14 protein-coding genes are annotated in these 15,215 nt (G+C 62.9%); 5 read left to right on the forward strand and 9 right to left on the reverse strand.

Features of this window, described 5'->3' with window-relative positions; all coding sequences use genetic code 11:
• Position 1: 1 nt before the first annotated feature.
• The 3 genes from pncA to Q0L30_RS10255 all read right to left on the reverse strand — a co-directional run bounded on the left by pncA (position 2) and on the right by Q0L30_RS10255 (position 4,668).
• The gene (pncA, locus tag Q0L30_RS10245; RefSeq protein WP_296654568.1) at positions 2-637 is read right to left on the reverse strand and encodes a bifunctional nicotinamidase/pyrazinamidase; all 636 of its coding nucleotides are present in this window, start codon (positions 635-637) and stop codon (positions 2-4) included.
• A 37-nt stretch (positions 638-674) separates the two neighbouring features.
• Positions 675-2,756 carry a 3-hydroxyacyl-CoA dehydrogenase NAD-binding domain-containing protein gene (locus Q0L30_RS10250; protein ID WP_296654569.1) on the reverse strand — a complete coding sequence of 694 codons (2,082 nt, stop codon included), beginning with the start codon at positions 2,754-2,756 and terminating at the stop codon, positions 675-677.
• Between the two features lie 232 nt (positions 2,757-2,988).
• Positions 2,989-4,668, reverse strand: a complete 1,680-nt coding sequence (locus Q0L30_RS10255; protein WP_296654571.1) for a 3-(methylthio)propionyl-CoA ligase — start codon at positions 4,666-4,668, stop codon at positions 2,989-2,991.
• 208 nt (positions 4,669-4,876) lie between these two features.
• Here Q0L30_RS10255 and Q0L30_RS10260 point away from each other — a divergent pair, with 208 nt between their 5' ends.
• The 5 genes from Q0L30_RS10260 to Q0L30_RS10280 all read left to right on the forward strand — a co-directional run bounded on the left by Q0L30_RS10260 (position 4,877) and on the right by Q0L30_RS10280 (position 8,793).
• Positions 4,877-6,451 (forward strand): YdiU family protein, encoded by a 1,575-nt coding sequence (locus tag Q0L30_RS10260; RefSeq protein WP_296654572.1) that lies wholly within the window; start codon positions 4,877-4,879, stop codon positions 6,449-6,451.
• 114 nt (positions 6,452-6,565) lie between these two features.
• Complete coding sequence (msrB, locus tag Q0L30_RS10265; RefSeq protein ID WP_296654574.1) at positions 6,566-6,985, forward strand: peptide-methionine (R)-S-oxide reductase MsrB; 420 nt, start codon at positions 6,566-6,568, stop codon at positions 6,983-6,985.
• Between the two features lie 132 nt (positions 6,986-7,117).
• Complete coding sequence (locus Q0L30_RS10270) at positions 7,118-7,654, forward strand: septation protein A (RefSeq protein ID WP_296654576.1); 537 nt, start codon at positions 7,118-7,120, stop codon at positions 7,652-7,654.
• Entirely contained in the window at positions 7,651-7,962 is a 312-nt protein-coding gene (locus Q0L30_RS10275) for a BolA family transcriptional regulator (protein ID WP_293040937.1), read from the forward strand. The genes Q0L30_RS10270 and Q0L30_RS10275 overlap by 4 nt, the downstream gene beginning before the upstream one ends.
• Before the next feature lie 51 nt (positions 7,963-8,013).
• The gene (locus tag Q0L30_RS10280) at positions 8,014-8,793 is read left to right on the forward strand and encodes a peptidylprolyl isomerase (RefSeq protein WP_296654577.1); all 780 of its coding nucleotides are present in this window, start codon (positions 8,014-8,016) and stop codon (positions 8,791-8,793) included.
• Between the two features lie 105 nt (positions 8,794-8,898).
• Here Q0L30_RS10280 and Q0L30_RS10285 read toward each other — a convergent pair whose 3' ends face one another.
• The 6 genes from Q0L30_RS10285 to purL all read right to left on the reverse strand — a co-directional run bounded on the left by Q0L30_RS10285 (position 8,899) and on the right by purL (position 15,132).
• Complete coding sequence (locus tag Q0L30_RS10285) at positions 8,899-9,159, reverse strand: hypothetical protein (RefSeq protein WP_296654579.1); 261 nt, start codon at positions 9,157-9,159, stop codon at positions 8,899-8,901.
• Between the two features lie 6 nt (positions 9,160-9,165).
• Positions 9,166-9,429 carry a hypothetical protein gene (locus Q0L30_RS10290; protein WP_296654581.1) on the reverse strand — a complete coding sequence of 88 codons (264 nt, stop codon included), beginning with the start codon at positions 9,427-9,429 and terminating at the stop codon, positions 9,166-9,168.
• Between the two features lie 6 nt (positions 9,430-9,435).
• Entirely contained in the window at positions 9,436-9,702 is a 267-nt protein-coding gene (locus Q0L30_RS10295; RefSeq protein ID WP_296654582.1) for a hypothetical protein, read from the reverse strand.
• Positions 9,683-10,201 carry a DUF2778 domain-containing protein gene (locus tag Q0L30_RS10300; protein ID WP_296654584.1) on the reverse strand — a complete coding sequence of 173 codons (519 nt, stop codon included), beginning with the start codon at positions 10,199-10,201 and terminating at the stop codon, positions 9,683-9,685. The genes Q0L30_RS10295 and Q0L30_RS10300 overlap by 20 nt, the downstream gene beginning before the upstream one ends.
• Before the next feature lie 12 nt (positions 10,202-10,213).
• Positions 10,214-10,699, reverse strand: a complete 486-nt coding sequence (locus Q0L30_RS10305) for a type VI secretion system tube protein TssD (RefSeq protein ID WP_296654585.1) — start codon at positions 10,697-10,699, stop codon at positions 10,214-10,216.
• Between the two features lie 344 nt (positions 10,700-11,043).
• Positions 11,044-15,132, reverse strand: coding sequence for a phosphoribosylformylglycinamidine synthase (purL, locus tag Q0L30_RS10310; protein ID WP_296654587.1), 4,089 nt, complete (start codon positions 15,130-15,132; stop codon positions 11,044-11,046).
• Positions 15,133-15,215: the final 83 nt, after the last annotated feature.

Here is a 15,215-nt window from a genome sequence, read left to right on the forward strand (position 1 = left end):
ATCACACCGCGCCGCGCTCGACGTCGGCCGACTGCGCGCGCGTCACGCCCGCGGCGGCCAGTTGCGTCCACGCGGCGGCAAGCGAGCCTTGCAGATCGATTGCGCGCGAAGCGTCCTCGATCAGCACGACCTCGAATCCCGCGGCGCGCGCATCGAGCGCGGACCACGCGACGCAGTAGTCGGTCGCGAGGCCGCAGCAATACACGCGCTTCGCGCCGGTGTCGCGCAGATAGCCTGCGAGGCCCGTGGGCGTCGTGCGGTCGGCTTCGAGAAACGCCGAGTAGCTGTCGACGTCCGCGTGATGACCCTTGCGGATAATCGCGCGTGCATGCGGCACATCGAGCCCGCGATGCAGCGCGGCGCCCTCGGTGCCCTGCACGCAATGCGTCGGCCACAGCACCTGCTCGCCGTACGGCAGCGCGATCGTCTCGAACGGCTGACGACCCGCGTGCCTGGCTGCAAACGATACGTGCTGTGCGGGGTGCCAGTCCTGCGTGAGCACGACATGGCCGAAGCCCTTCGCGAGCCGGTTCGCCACCGGCACGACTTCATCGCCGTGCGCGACGGCCAGCGCCCCGCCCGGCATGAAGTCGTACTGCAGGTCGACCAGCAGCAGCACGTCGTCCGCACTTCTCATGATGTCCGTCCGCTTGTTCGTCCGTTAGCCTGTCGGCTCAGTTGAACGTGCCGCCCTTCCCGGCCAGCGCGCTCACCAACGACGCGATCTGCCAGGCGTCGCCATTGGTCTGCTGCGCATAGCCGCGAATGGCGCGGGCCACGTTGTAGAGCCCGACCTTGTCCGCGTAGAGCATCGGGCCGCCGCGCCACAGCGGGAAGCCGTAGCCCGTGAGGTAGACCATGTCGATGTCCGACGCCTTCGAGGCGATGCCCTCTTCGAGAATCTTTGCGCCTTCGTTCACGAGCGCGAACACGAGACGCTCGACGATCTCCTCGTCGGCGATCTTGCGGCGCACGATGCCGGCTTCCTTCGAATAGCCGATCACCATCTCGTCGACGAGCGCGGAAGGCAGCGCGTTGCGCTCGCCCGCCTTGTAGTCGTACCAGCCCGCGCCGGTCTTCTGGCCGAAGCGGCCGAGTTCGCAGAGGTGGTCGGCGATCTTCGAGTATTTGAGGTCCGGCTTTTCCTGATAGCGGCGCTTGCGGATCGCCCAGCCGATGTCGTTACCGGCGAGATCGCTCATGCGGAACGGCCCCATCGCGAAGCCGAATTTCTCGATTGCGCGATCGATCTGCGCGGGCAGCGCGCCTTCTTCGAGCATGTAAAGCGCCTGGCGGATGTACTGCTCGATCATGCGATTGCCGATGAAGCCGTCGCACACACCCGACACCACGGCGGTCTTGCGGATCTTCTTCGCGATCTGCATGACGGTGGCGAGCACGTCCTTGGCCGTGTCCTTGCCGCGCACGACTTCGAGCAGCTTCATGACGTTGGCCGGGCTGAAGAAGTGCATGCCGACCACGTCCTGCGGGCGCTTCGTGAATGCGGCGATCTTGTCGAGATCGAGCGTCGAGGTGTTCGATGCGAGGATCGCACCGGCCTTCGCGACTTCGTCGAGACGCTTGAAGACCTGCTCCTTCACGCCCAACTCTTCGAACACGGCCTCGATGATGAGATCGGCCGACTTGAGGTCGTCATAGGAGAGCGTCGGGCGGATCAGCGCCATGCGCGCTTCGAGCTTCTCGATCGTGAGCTTGCCCTTCTTGACCTGCACTTCGTAATTCTTGCGGATCGTCGCGATGCCGCGGTCGAGCGCTTCCTGCTTCATTTCGAGCAGCGTGACGGCAATGCCCGCGTTCAGGAAGTTCATCGTGATGCCGCCGCCCATCGTGCCCGCGCCGATCACGGCGACCTGGGCGATCTCGCGCACCGGCGTGCTCGACGGCACGTCGGGAATCTTGCTCGCGGCGCGCTCGCCGAAGAACGCATGACGCAGCGCATGGCTTTCCGGCGTCTGCACAAGTTCGACGAAGCACGCGCGCTCGAATGCGAGGCCGCGCTCGAAGCCCTGCTTCACGCCCGCCGCAACGGCATCGACGCACTTCACCGGCGCGGGATAGTTCTTCGACATCGCCGCGACGGTATTGCGCGAGAACTGCAGGAAGCCTTCGGCATTCGGATGCGCGATCTTGCGGTTGCGTACGAGCGGATGCGGACCGGCCTTGTCGCCGACCTTGCGCGCGAACGCGATTGCTTCTTCGAGCAGATCGCCTTGCGCCATCGCATCGAAAAGGCCCGAATTCGCGAGCTTTTCGGACAGGACCGGCGCGCCGCTCACGATCATGTTGAGCGCGGCCTCAAGGCCGATTGCACGCGGCAGACGCTGTGTGCCGCCCGCACCCGGCAGCAGGCCGAGCTTCACTTCGGGCAGCGCGATCTGTGCGCCGGGCGCGGCGATGCGGTAGTGCGCGCCAAGCGCGAGTTCGAGACCGCCGCCCATGGCGACGCTGTGGATCGCCACCACGACAGGCTTGGCGCTCTTCTCGACTTCCGCGATGACGGTGTGGAGCGTGGGCTCCTGCAGCGCCGCGGGCGTGTTGAATTCCGTGATGTCCGCGCCGCCCGAGAACGCCTTGCCGGCGCCGGTGATCACGACAGCCGTGACGGCCGGATCCTGCGCCGCGCGCGCGATGCCTTCGACGATGCCGGTCCGGGTCGACAGCCCGAGGCCATTGACGGGCGGGTTGTTGAGCGTGATGACGGCGACGCCGTCGCGAGTCGTGTAATCCACTGCCATTGGGCTGCCTCCATGCGTGCGGGCCGCGTTGTGCGACGTCGGTTTGATTGTCCGACATTCCCGGTCAGAAGGCAGAATACCCAAAAAAGAACGTTCGTTCAATTTTTTATTGCTGCGCGCATATCAGGGTTTTACCGAAGGTCGTCGGGCTAAACACGGCACGCACAAAGAAAAAGGCGCAACCCGAGCGGTGCGCCTTTGGACCCTTGATGATGGATGAAACCGCGCGCTATCAGCGATTCGTGCCAGGCTCGCCGAGCGGACAATTTTCGGTGGCGAGCGCCGTGGGCAGCACGTGATCGCGGAACTGCTCGCGCAGTTTGAGCTTTTGCAGCTTGCCGGTCGCCGTGTGCGGCAACTCTTTGACGAACACGACGTCGTCGGGCAGCCACCACTTCGCCACCTTGCCCTCATAGAAGGCGAGCAATGCTTCGCGCGTGACCGTCGCACCGGGCTTCAGCACCGCGACGATCAAGGGCCGCTCGGTCCAGCGTGGATGCGCGCACGCGATGCACGCCGCTTCCGCGACAGCCGGGTGCGCCACGGCGATGTTCTCGAGGTCGATCGAACTGATCCACTCCCCGCCCGATTTGATGACATCCTTGCTGCGGTCGGTGATCTGCATGAAACCGTCGGGGTCGATGGTGGCGACGTCGCCGGTCGGGAACCATCCATCGACGAGCGGCGAGCCGTTTTCCTGACGAAAATACCGGTCGATCACCCATGGCCCGCGCACGTGCAGGTCGCCGAACGCGACGCCGTCCCACGGCAGTTCCTCACCCTTTGATCCGACGATTTTCATGTCGACGCCGAAGATCACGCGCCCCTGCTTTTCGAGCAGCGCGCGCCGCGCTTCGAGCGGCCGCTGCGACTGTTCCCAGTTGAGCTTTGCGAGCGTCCCGAGCGGCGACATCTCGGTCATGCCCCACGCGTGGATCACCTGCACGCCGTATTCATCCTCGAACGCGCGCAACATCGCGGGCGGGCACGCCGACCCGCCGATCACGGTGCGCTTGAGCGTGGTGAAGCGCACGCCCGCCTCGCGCATATAGGCGAGCAGGCCAAGCCACACGGTCGGCACGCCCGCCGAACACGTCACGCCCTCGGCCTCCATGAGTTCGTAGAGCGACTTTCCGTCGAGATCCTTGCCCGGCAGTACGAGCTTCGCGCCGTTGAGCGTCGCGGCATAGGGAACGCCCCAGGCGTTCACATGGAACATCGGCACGACGGGCAGTATCGCCTCGCGCGAGGACAGCGACATGGCGTCGGGCAGCGATGCGCCATAGGCATGCAGCACCGACGACCGGTGCGCATAGAGCGCGCCTTTCGGATTGCCGGTCGTCCCGGACGTGTAGCAAAGGTTCGAGGCGCTGCGCTCGTCGAGCAATGGCCATTCGTATTCGCCGTCCTCGGCTTCGATCAGCGTCTCGTAGCTCAGTATCGGCGTGCGCATCTCGGGAAGATGCGCTTCGTCGGTGAGCGCGATCCAGCCGCGGACGTCCGGGCATTGCGGGGCAAGCTTGTCGACGAGCGGCGCGAACGTGATATCGAAGAGGACGTACTGATCCTGCGCGTGGTTGATGATGTACGCGATCTGCTCGGGAAAGAGCCGCGGGTTGATCGTGTGGCACACGGCGCCGAAGCCCGGCACGCCGAAGTACGCCTCAAGATGCCGGTAACCGTTCCATGCGAGCGTGCCGATACGCTCGCCGGGCGCGACGCCGAGCGCGATCAGCGCCTGGGCGAGCTGCTTCGAGCGCTTCTCGCAGTCGCGATACGTGTAGCGATGCACGTCGCCTTCGATGCGGCGCGATACGATCTGCGTGCCGCCGTGATGCCGCGCCGCGTGCGCGATCAGCGACGATACGGTCAGCGGTACATCCATCATCTGTCCCAACAGCGGCGCAGTCATCGTTGCGGTCTCCTCGCCTTGAATGTCTGATATCTGCTTGTGTCCGATCGGATGGTCGAGCCGTCGCGGTCCGCCTGGCGGGCTCGGGTAGGTTCAAGCGGGCGGCCAGCACGTCCGCTAGCGCGGATTTACAATATCGGCTATTCATCAGGCGCTCAATATGTCGTTTTCACCAGGCCCCATTACTCCCCTGGCGGACTGCGCCGCGATGCGCGAAGTCCGCGACGGTCCGCTCGCCCAAGTCGAACGCGCGCTCACCGCAGCGCGCGACGACGCGTTTGGCGCACTCGGCACCACCTTTTTCACCCGATTGCCGGCAGATCCGCTGCCCGCGCCGTATCTCGTCGGCTTCTCGGCGGACATGGCGTCGCGGCTCGGTCTCGACGCCGCTATCGCCGACGATCCCGCATTCGCGCCGTACTTCGCAGGCAGTGGCACGCGCGAACGCACGCCGCAGTCGATGTCGTATGCGTCGGTCTATTCTGGGCACCAGTTCGGCGTGTGGGCCGGTCAACTCGGCGACGGGCGCGCGCTGGGCCTCGGCGAGATCGAGCACGCCGGCCAGCGCTACGAGCTACAGCTCAAGGGCACGGGCCGCACACCGTACTCCCGCATGGGCGATGGCCGCGCCGTGCTGCGCTCGTCGATCCGCGAGTTTCTGTGCTCGGAGGCGATGCACCACCTCGGCATTCCGACCACGCGCGCGCTCGCGGTAGTCGGCTCCGATCAGCCGGTGCGGCGCGAGACGATCGAAACGTCGGCGGTCGTCACGCGCGTCTCGCCGAGCTTCGTGCGCTTTGGCCACTTCGAGCACTTCTACGCGAACGATAATTTCGCCGCGCTGCAAACGCTCGCGGATCACGTGATCGCACGCTTTTACCCGCATCTGCGCGAAGCCGACGATCCATATCTCTCGCTGCTCGACGAAGCCGTGCGCAGCACGGCGGCGCTGATGGTCGAATGGCAGGCGGTGGGGTTCTGCCATGGCGTCATGAACACGGACAACATGTCGATTCTCGGCCTCACGATCGACTACGGTCCGTTCGGTTTCATGGACGGCTTCAACGCGAACCACATCTGCAATCACTCGGATTCGCAGGGCCGCTACGCGTACAGCATGCAGCCGCAGGTCGGCTACTGGAATCTCTTCTGCCTCGCGCAGGCGCTGCTGCCGCTTTTCGGCCAGAAGCGCAATGAAGGCGGCGACGCAGCTGACGTCGCAGCTAACGACAAGGCGCGCGGCGAGCGCGCGGTAGCCGACGCTCAAGGCGTGCTCGAACGCTTCAAGGGTTATTTCGGGCCCGCGCTCGAAGCGCGCATGCGCGCGAAGCTCGGCCTCGAAACGGAACACGACAGCGACGACGCGCTGGCCAACCGTCTCTTCGAGATCATGCACGCGAACCGGGCCGACTTCACGCTGACGTTTCGTCGTCTCGCGCGCGTGTCGAAGCATTGCGCGGACAACGACGCGCCGGTGCGCGACCTCTTTCTCGACCGTGCGGCCTTCGACGCATGGGCGAGCGACTATCGCGCGCGTCTCGCGCTCGAACCGCGCGACGATGCCGCGCGGGCCACGGCGATGAATCGTGTGAACCCGAAGTTCGTGCTTCGCAATCACCTCGCGCAGACGGCGATCGAACGCGCCGCGCAAAAGGACTTCAGCGAAGTGGAGCGGCTCTTGCGCGTGCTCTCGCGTCCGTTCGACGAGCAGCCGGAGCACGCCGCTTATGCGGCGGAGCCACCCGAGTGGGCGCAATCGCTCGAACTCAGCTGCTCCTCCTGAGTCGCGCACATTAATCATCCGCATTAACCGTCCGTATTAGCCGTGCGTTTTAGCCGCACCCTCGCGTTTTTCTTCGCACTGGCGCTGCCCAAATCGACAGACAGGAACCCACACATGAGCCACGACGATCACAATTCCGACGCCTATCCCGGCCACAAGGACGATGCCGACTGGCGCGAGCAGCTTTCGGACATGGAATACCAGGTCGCTCGCCATGCGGCGACGGAGCGGCCATTCACGGGCCGCTACTGGGATCACTGGGACCGCGGCGTCTACGACTGTGTGTGTTGCGGCACGCCCCTCTTCGAATCCGATACGAAATTCGACGCCGGATGCGGCTGGCCGAGCTATTTCCGCCCGATCAACGGCGAGGTGATCGAGGAGCGCACCGACCGCTCGCACGGCATGCTGCGCATCGAAGTGCGCTGCAAGCACTGCGGCGCGCATCTGGGGCACGTATTCGAAGATGGCCCCGCGCCGACTGGCCTTCGGTATTGCATCAATTCGGCTGCGCTACAATTCGAGCCCAAGTGAGCGCCGAGCGTGGCGTGAGCGGCGAGTGCGCCGGATGCGGCATGCGCGCCGCAGCGGCCGTCACGACGCTCAAGTAAAACACGACGCCACGCATGGCGTTGTGCCCTGTTTTTACGGACTTCCGGGCCGATAATGAAATTCCTGTTTGATCTGTTTCCGATCATCCTGTTCTTCGTTGCCTTCAAGGTGTGGGGCATCTTTACGGCGACCGCCGTGGCGATCGTCGCGACACTCGTGCAGATTGCATGGGTCGCATTCCGTCACCGCAAGGTCGATCCAATGCTCTGGCTGTCCCTCGGGATCGTCACCGTGTTCGGCGGCGCAACACTCGTGCTGCACGACGAAACCTTCATCAAGTGGAAACCCACCGTCCTCTACTGGGCGTTCGCAGTGGCGCTGCTCGTCTCGCAGATCGGCTTCGGCAAGAACCTGATCGAAGCGATGATGGGCAAGCAGATCACGCTGCCGCACCGGATCTGGACGCAGCTCAACTTCATCTGGGCCGTCTTCTTCGTGCTGCTCGGCCTCTTGAACCTCTTCGTGGCGTTTCACTTCTCGACGGACGCATGGGTCGATTTCAAGCTGTTCGGCGCCACGGGCATTCTCGTCGTGTTTATCGTCGGACAGAGTCTGTGGCTCTCGCGTTACATCAAGGAGGAGGAAGAATGAGCGCGGTTTTCATCAACGCAAGCCCGGCTGAGCGTGTGGCGCTGATCGAGTCGCGCCTCTCGGCGGCACTCGCGCCGGTCGTATCGATCGAGGTGCGCGACGATAGCGCGCAACATGCCGGCCACGTCGGCGCAGCCGCGGGCGGGCACTACAGCGTCACGATCGTTGCGGCCGCATTCGCCGGGAAAGCCCGCCTGGCAAGGCATCGCATGGTGTATGATGCGCTGGCCGATGCGATGCAGCGCGGCATTCACGCACTTGTAATCACGGCGCTCACGCCCGAAGAAGCTGCAGCGCTGCCCCGGTAGCCTATCTTTTAGTTCGTTCTTTTGGTTCGTTCGCCCTGTTAGGACTTTTCGATGACCTTGAAAAAAACCCGCTTCTGGGTGTTGCTGGCTGCGTGCGCCGCTGCGCCCGTCTTCGCGCAGAACATCGCCGTCGTCAACGGCACGCCGGTTCCCAAGTCGCGCGCCGATGCGCTGATCAACCAGCTCGTGCAACAAGGCCAGCAGGATACGCCGCAGCTGCAAATGCAGGTGCGCGAAGAACTCGTGCGACGCGAAATCCTGATGCAGGAAGCGTTGCGCCAGGGCATCCCGAACCGGCCGGACGTGAAGGCCCAGATCGCCATGGTCCAGCAGACCGTCGTGCTGCGCGCGCTGATCGAAAACTTCGCGAAGAACAATCAGCCGAGCGACGCCGATATCAAGGCGCGCTACGATCAGTTGACGCAGCAGGCGGGCGGCAGCGAATTTCACCTGCACCACATCCTCGTGGACAACGAGCAGCAGGCAAAGGACCTGATCGCGAAGATCAAGGGTGGCGCAAGCTTCGAAGACCTGGCAAAGCAGTACTCGAAGGACCCGGGCTCGGCGAAGAACGGCGGCGATCTGGACTGGTCGGACCCGAAGGCCTATGTGCCTGAATTCGCCGAAGCGGCCGCGCATCTGCAAAAAGGCCAGATGACCGATACGCCGGTTCACACGCAGTTCGGCTGGCACATCATCCGCCTCGACGACACGCGCCCGATCGCGCCGCCGCCGCTGGAACAAGTGCGCGACCAGATCAAGCAGCAACTGCAAGAGGAAAAGCTGCAGGCGTTCGAAGAGAAGCTGACCAAGCAGGCAAAGATTCAGTAAAGCGTATTGCGGAAGTTGGCTACACCCCAAAAGCTGGACACGAATCCAGCCTTTGGGGTGTTTTTCATGGTGAAGTACAGCGAGCAGATCGAACGTACCGTCTGTTTATGGTTTCGTTCGGTAGTGCCGCCATAGTTTGATGATCGCCATATAGGCCAGCACGGCCACGAGCAGGTCAATAGTCACCCATACTATGAAATACAGATCCTCCGGATCGCGGATACCAAGCCAGCGTGAAGCGCGCCACCATGTCACCGCGTGGCTTTCTGGCATTGGTATAGGGTATGTGTGAACGTAGGCTACGGAGAGGCGGAACAAGCCAACAAACAGCGCCACCTTGAATAGCCTGCGGGCAAGTGTTGCCATACGTGATCACCTCAATTTCTTCGACTGGTAGTGCCGCCATAGCTTCATGATCGCCACATAGGCCAGCGCGGCCACGATCAGTTCGATCGTCACCCACACTCCGATATACAAATCCTCGGGATTGCGGACACCGAGCCAATCCGAAGCACGCCACCATGCACGCGCCTCGCCTGCCGCCCACTTATGGGATGGTCGAACATAACGAAATGAAAGGAGAAACAACCCGATAAACAGCGCGACCTTGAAGAAACTGCGGGCAAGTGTTGCCATACGTGATCACCTCAATTTCTTCGACTGGTAGTGCCGCCATAGCTTCATGATCGCTATATAGGCCAATATGGCCACGAGCAATTCGATACTCGTCCACACCACGAAATACAGATCGTCGGGATCGCTGACGCCGAGCCAATCCGAAGCACGCCACCATGCACGCGCCTCGCCATCGGTCCACTCGTAGGGGTACGGCTGGACATAACGAAGTGATAGAGCGAGCAGCCCCAAAAACAGCGCTGCCTTGAATAGCCTACGGGCAAGCGTTGCCATACGTGATGACCTCAATTGTTCCATATGCGTTAAGCCCAGAATTGCCCGCGGGGATTGTCTTGGTGTTCAATAGTGACGTGCGGATTCTCTGGAAATCCGTACGACTCGGCAGGGTGATGCAACCAAGTGACACACCGTGCCCACCAGCTGGATGCAATCGGAATTGACCGCGCCTGACACCATTGACCCAGGTGAAATCGTCGATTCGCCCATCATCCCGATATAAGGCAAACCATTCACCGTGATCGGTCCGCCGTCCCTGATAGGCATTTAACTCATCTTTTATCCACGCATAAGCCCTGGAGCGTGCACCGCCTGCAGGCCTGTCAACGATCCAGTATTTACCAGCTGGAATCGGCCCTTTACTAACTATTGCCGTGCATCCGCCTCGATTGCGATATATTTCATCTCCCGAATACGCATCGAACGTACCCAAACCATCAATGGTCAGGGGTGACAGAAATTCATTATCCACCAGGAATCTACCTGTATAAGCCATTTCCACCCCTGTTTATCCGCGCTCATTCCATGAATCGGTAAATTTTATATTTCCATCGAGATAATGCCATGTGATACGGTCATACATCATGGAGATCGATTCGACGTGATTGAGAGCGGATGTCCGCGTCAGCCTGCTATTTGCCATTCCAGGATTAATACCGCAGACCTTTACGCCTTCGAACAGCATCACGAAATATACTTGCTCTTTTCCCGCATCATTGATGCGGTACCACTTGATTTCAGCTGATTGCAGCGTTTGCCCTGTCGCCACAGCCTTATAAAGGTAAGGTGTCGCAGAGTCAAACTCCTTTTCGAACGCAATCGGTGAGTGGGTTCGCGTGCCAGTAATTTTGCCGTTAGCAGCGTCTACCGGCAATCTCACGCCGTGGCTAAAACTGATGATTTCGATGCTGCCTTCGCGCTCCTGAATGGTTGATGAACCGTTTATGCGCGCACCGCCATCGTCTTTAAGCCACATATACGCTGGAATTGGCATATTAAAATCACTCCTTGGGAAAAGTTAACCAAAATAAAATCTCTTCATGATCAACAGAATGATCCACGAGACTGAATTCGGCGTTAACACTTTTACCGGAGTAAATTTACATGTCAGTTGGTGCGGTGCGATTTTCGTAAAAATCCTATATTTAACAAAATCGCATATTAAATTTACACCCTCCCACATCTGATTTTGAGATGCAGTCCGAAAAGATGTGGGAAGTATTTTGCATACTGCGCATACCACATCGGGGCATGCGTGCAAACGCATATTAAAGCGCGTAAAAAAGCCGACCCGAAGGCCGGCTTGTGCATTGGCGAATCAAGCGCGCGGCGTGCGGCTTAACCGACCCACTTACGCGCGTTGCGGAATGCACGCATCCACGGGCTCGCCTCGCCCCATGCCTGCGGATGCCAGCTCATCGTCACGGTGCGCTGCACGCGCTCGGTGTGCGGCATCAGGACGGTAAAGCGGCCATCGGGCGTCGTCACCGACGTGATGCCCTGCGGCGAGCCGTTCGGATTGAACGGATAGCGCTCGGTCGCCTGCCCCTGGTGATCGACATAACGCATCGCCACGGCAACCTTCGTCAGATCGCCTTGCTGCGAGAAGTCCGCGAACCCTTCGCCGTGCGCGACCGCCACCGGAATGCGCGAGCCTTCCATGCCGGCGAAGAAGATTGACGGCGAACCTTGCACTTCGACGAGCGAGAAGCGCGCTTCGAACTGCTCCGACTTGTTGCGCGTGAACTTCGGCCACGCGTCGGCGCCCGGAATCATCGAGGCGAGGCTCGACATCATCTGGCAGCCGTTGCAGATGCCGAGTGCGAACGTGTCCTCGCGTGCGAAGAAGGCCGCGAACATGTCCGCAAGTTGCGCGTTGAAGCGGATCGTCTTCGCCCAGCCCTCGCCCGCACCGAGCACGTCGCCGTACGAAAAACCGCCGCAGGCCACGGCGCCCGCGAAATCGGCGAGCGTCGCGCGGCCTTCGAGCAGGTCGCTCATATGGACGTCGTGCGCATCGAAGCCTGCACGGTCGAATGCGTACGCGGTTTCGAGGTGCGAGTTCACGCCCTGCTCGCGCAGGATCGCCACCCGCGGACGCGCGCCCGTGGCGACGAACGGTGCGGCGATGTCGTCGGACGGATCGAACGTCAGATGCGGCGTCATGCCCGGATCGGCGGCGTCGAGGAGCGCGTCGTATTCGGCGTCGGCGCAGGCCGGATTGTCGCGCAGGCGCGCAATGCGCCAGCTCACTTCGCTCCACGCGCGCTGCAGTTCGGCGCGCGGCGCCTGATAGATGCGCTTCGCGTCGCGATAGATCTCGATGGCGTCACGGTCGTTCAGATGGCCGATCACGTGCGAACAGGCCGACAGGCCGTGCTGGCGCAGCACTGCGAACACGGCGTCGCGCTGCTGGGCGGGCACCTGGATCACGGCGCCGAGTTCTTCCGCGAACAGCGCGCGCAGCGTGCGGTCTTCACGACGGCCGCTTGTTTGTTGCGTCCAGTCTTTCGCGTCGCCGTAATCGGATTCGTGTTCGGTGTCCAGCGTAAGCATGTCGACGTTCAGCGACACGCCCACGTGACCCGCGAACGCCATTTCGCACACCGTCGCCCACAGGCCGCCGTCCGAGCGGTCATGGTAGGCAAGCAGCTGCTCGTTGGCGTTGAGTTGCTGGATCGCCGTGAAGAAGTGCTTGAGGTCTTCTGCGCTGTCGACGTCGGGCACCGCGTGGCCCACCTGCTGCGTGACCTGCGCGAAGATGCTGCCGCCGAGCCGGTTCTTGCCGCGGCCAAGGTCGATCACGATCAGCACCGATTCGCCGGCCTCGTCAACGCGGCGCAGTTGCGGCGTGAGATGGCGGCGCACGTCGTCGACTTGCGCGAACGCCGAGATGATCAGCGACACCGGCGCGACCACTTCCTTCGCGACGCCCTGTTCGTTCCACTTGGTGCGCATCGACAACGAATCCTTGCCCACCGGAATGCCAATGCCGAGCGCCGGGCACAGCTCCATGCCGATCGCCTTCACGGTGTCGTAGAGCGCGGCATCTTCGCCGGGCGCGCCGCACGCGGCCATCCAGTTCGCCGAGAGCTTGAGCTTGTCGAGCGAGGCGATGGGTGCGCACGCAATGTTCGTGACGGCCTCGCCGATGGCCATGCGGCCCGACGCAGGCGCGTCGATCACGGCGAGCGGCGTGCGCTCGGCCATCGTCATCGCTTCGCCCTTGTAGCCCGCGTAATCAAGCGTCGTGATCGCGCAGTCGGCGACCGGCACCTGCCACGGGCCGACCATCTGGTCGCGCACGCTCGTGCCACCCACCGAGCGGTCGCCGATCGTGATGAGGAAGGACTTGCTGCCGACAGTCGGATGACGCAGCACGCTCTTCGCGACTTCGTCGAACGCCACGCCGGTCACGTCGACCGGCACGAGCGGCGTGCTCGCGTGCTCGACGTCGCGGTGCATGCGCGGCGGCTTGCCGAGCAGAATGTCCATCGGCATGTCCACCGGCTGGTGGTTGCCGTTCGCGGCCAGCGCCTTTTCGTCGGTGTCGATGAGCTTCAGTTCGCGCTCGGCGCTTGCCACGCCGACCACCGCGAACGGGCAGCGCTCGCGCGTGCAGATCGCTTCGAACATGGGCAGGTCGGCGGGCGAAATCGCGAGGACGTAGCGCTCCTGCGCTTCGTTCGACCAGATTTCGCGCGGCGACAGCCCCGACTCTTCGAGCTGGACCTTGCGCAGTTCGAAGCGCGCGCCCTTGTCCGCGCCGTCGACGAGTTCCGGGAACGCGTTCGAAAGGCCGCCCGCGCCGACGTCATGAATGCTCAGGATCGGATTCTGCTCGCCAAGTTGCCAGCACGAGTTGATGACTTCCTGCGCGCGACGCTCGATTTCCGGGTTGCCGCGCTGGACCGAATCGAAGTCGAGCTGTGCCGTGTTCGTGCCGGTGGCCATCGAACTGGCCGCGCCGCCGCCCATGCCGATGCGCATGCCCGGGCCGCCGATCTGGATCAGCAGCGAGCCTTCGGGCAAGTCGTGCTTGTGCGTGTGCTGCGCGCTGATGTTGCCGATGCCGCCCGCGATCATGATCGGCTTGTGATAGCCGCGCACGGTGCCTGCAACGTTCTGCTCGTAGACGCGGAAGTAGCCGCCGAGATTCGGGCGGCCGAATTCGTTGTTGAACGCAGCGCCGCCGACCGGGCCGTCGATCATGATCTGCAGCGGCGACGCGATGCGGTCCGGACGACCATAAGCGGTGGCTTCGTCGGCGGGATTGCGGTGCGCGAGCGGCGTGGCGGCGTCGCGCGCGTTCTCCCAGGATTCGCGCGCATCGGGCAGTTCGAGGTTCGAGACCGTGAAGCCCGTGAGACCGGCCTTCGGACGCGCGCCGCGACCCGTCGCGCCCTCGTCGCGGATTTCGCCGCCCGCGCCGGTTGCGGCGCCCGGGAACGGCGAGATCGCGGTCGGGTGGTTGTGCGTCTCCACCTTCATCAGCGTGTGCGTGAGTTCGGTGTGGCGGCCGTACTGCTCGGCGGGTGCGCCCGCGCTACCCGCCTTGCGCGGGAACCAGCGCTCCGCGACCGCGCCTTCCATGATCGAGGAATTGTCCGAATATGCGACGATCGTGCCCTGCGGACTCACCTTTTCGGTGTTGCGGATCATCGCGAAGAGCGACAGATCCTGCTCCTGACCGTCGATGGTCCAGCTCGCGTTGAAGATCTTGTGGCGGCAGTGCTCGCTGTTGGCCTGCGCGAACATCATCAGTTCGACATCGGTGGGATTGCGTTCGAGCTTTGTGAACGCATCGACGAGATAGTCGATCTCGTCGTCGGCGAGCGCGAGGCCCAGTTCGCCGTTCGCGGTCTCGAGCGCCTTGCGGCCGTGGCCGAGCACATCCACGGTCTGCATCGGCTTCGCGGGCAGTTCGTCGAAGAGGTGCAAGGCCGTGTCGCGCGAGCCAGCCACGCTTTCGGTCATGCGATCGTGCAGCGCCGCCGCAACCGCTTCGCGCGCTTCGTCGGAAAGCGTTTTCTTGCCGCCGAGGATGCCCGATTTCAGCACCACCGTGTACTCGACGCCGCGCTCGATGCGGCGCACCTGTTCGAGGCCGCAGTGGTGCGCGATGTCGGTGGCCTTGCTCGCCCACGGCGAAACCGTGCCAAAGCGCGGCACGACGAGGAACGTTACCGTACTGCCGCGCTCCTGCGGCGCCGCGAACGGCGCGCCGTAGTGCATCAGCGCCTCGATCTTCGCGCTGTCCTCAGGGGTGAGCGGCGCAGCCGAATTGACGAAATGCAGATACTGGCCGTACACGCCGACGATGTTGGCGTCGAAGCTTGCACCGATACGCTGGAGCGTTTCAAGCAGGCGGGTTTGACGGAAGTCGGAGAGGGCCGAAGCACCGGGGAAACACGAGAAGTGGGCCATGGACTGGGACGTTGCGTCGAGGTTGCGTCGAAATTGCGTCGCGGAATTCGCCTCGCACGGCGGCGATGAGTCGCGCAAGGCGG

It is taken from the genome of Paraburkholderia sp. (genome assembly GCF_024281035.1).
Classification (GTDB): domain Bacteria; phylum Pseudomonadota; class Gammaproteobacteria; order Burkholderiales; family Burkholderiaceae; genus Paraburkholderia.

What these genes read in the sequence shown, in the direction of transcription:
- pncA (WP_296654568.1), bottom strand. Translation starts at nt 637, where the DNA reads ATGAGAAGTGCGGACGACGTGCTGCTGCTGGTCGACCTGCAGTACGAC.
- Q0L30_RS10250 (WP_296654569.1), bottom strand. Translation starts at nt 2,756, where the DNA reads ATGGCAGTGGATTACACGACTCGCGACGGCGTCGCCGTCATCACGCTC.
- Q0L30_RS10255 (WP_296654571.1), bottom strand. Translation starts at nt 4,668, where the DNA reads ATGACTGCGCCGCTGTTGGGACAGATGATGGATGTACCGCTGACCGTA.
- Q0L30_RS10260 (WP_296654572.1), top strand. Translation starts at nt 4,877, where the DNA reads ATGCGCGAAGTCCGCGACGGTCCGCTCGCCCAAGTCGAACGCGCGCTC.
- msrB (WP_296654574.1), top strand. Translation starts at nt 6,566, where the DNA reads ATGAGCCACGACGATCACAATTCCGACGCCTATCCCGGCCACAAGGAC.
- Q0L30_RS10270 (WP_296654576.1), top strand. Translation starts at nt 7,118, where the DNA reads ATGAAATTCCTGTTTGATCTGTTTCCGATCATCCTGTTCTTCGTTGCC.
- Q0L30_RS10275 (WP_293040937.1), top strand. Translation starts at nt 7,651, where the DNA reads ATGAGCGCGGTTTTCATCAACGCAAGCCCGGCTGAGCGTGTGGCGCTG.
- Q0L30_RS10280 (WP_296654577.1), top strand. Translation starts at nt 8,014, where the DNA reads ATGACCTTGAAAAAAACCCGCTTCTGGGTGTTGCTGGCTGCGTGCGCC.
- Q0L30_RS10285 (WP_296654579.1), bottom strand. Translation starts at nt 9,159, where the DNA reads ATGGCAACACTTGCCCGCAGGCTATTCAAGGTGGCGCTGTTTGTTGGC.
- Q0L30_RS10290 (WP_296654581.1), bottom strand. Translation starts at nt 9,429, where the DNA reads ATGGCAACACTTGCCCGCAGTTTCTTCAAGGTCGCGCTGTTTATCGGG.
- Q0L30_RS10295 (WP_296654582.1), bottom strand. Translation starts at nt 9,702, where the DNA reads ATGGCAACGCTTGCCCGTAGGCTATTCAAGGCAGCGCTGTTTTTGGGG.
- Q0L30_RS10300 (WP_296654584.1), bottom strand. Translation starts at nt 10,201, where the DNA reads ATGGCTTATACAGGTAGATTCCTGGTGGATAATGAATTTCTGTCACCC.
- Q0L30_RS10305 (WP_296654585.1), bottom strand. Translation starts at nt 10,699, where the DNA reads ATGCCAATTCCAGCGTATATGTGGCTTAAAGACGATGGCGGTGCGCGC.
- purL (WP_296654587.1), bottom strand. Translation starts at nt 15,132, where the DNA reads ATGGCCCACTTCTCGTGTTTCCCCGGTGCTTCGGCCCTCTCCGACTTC.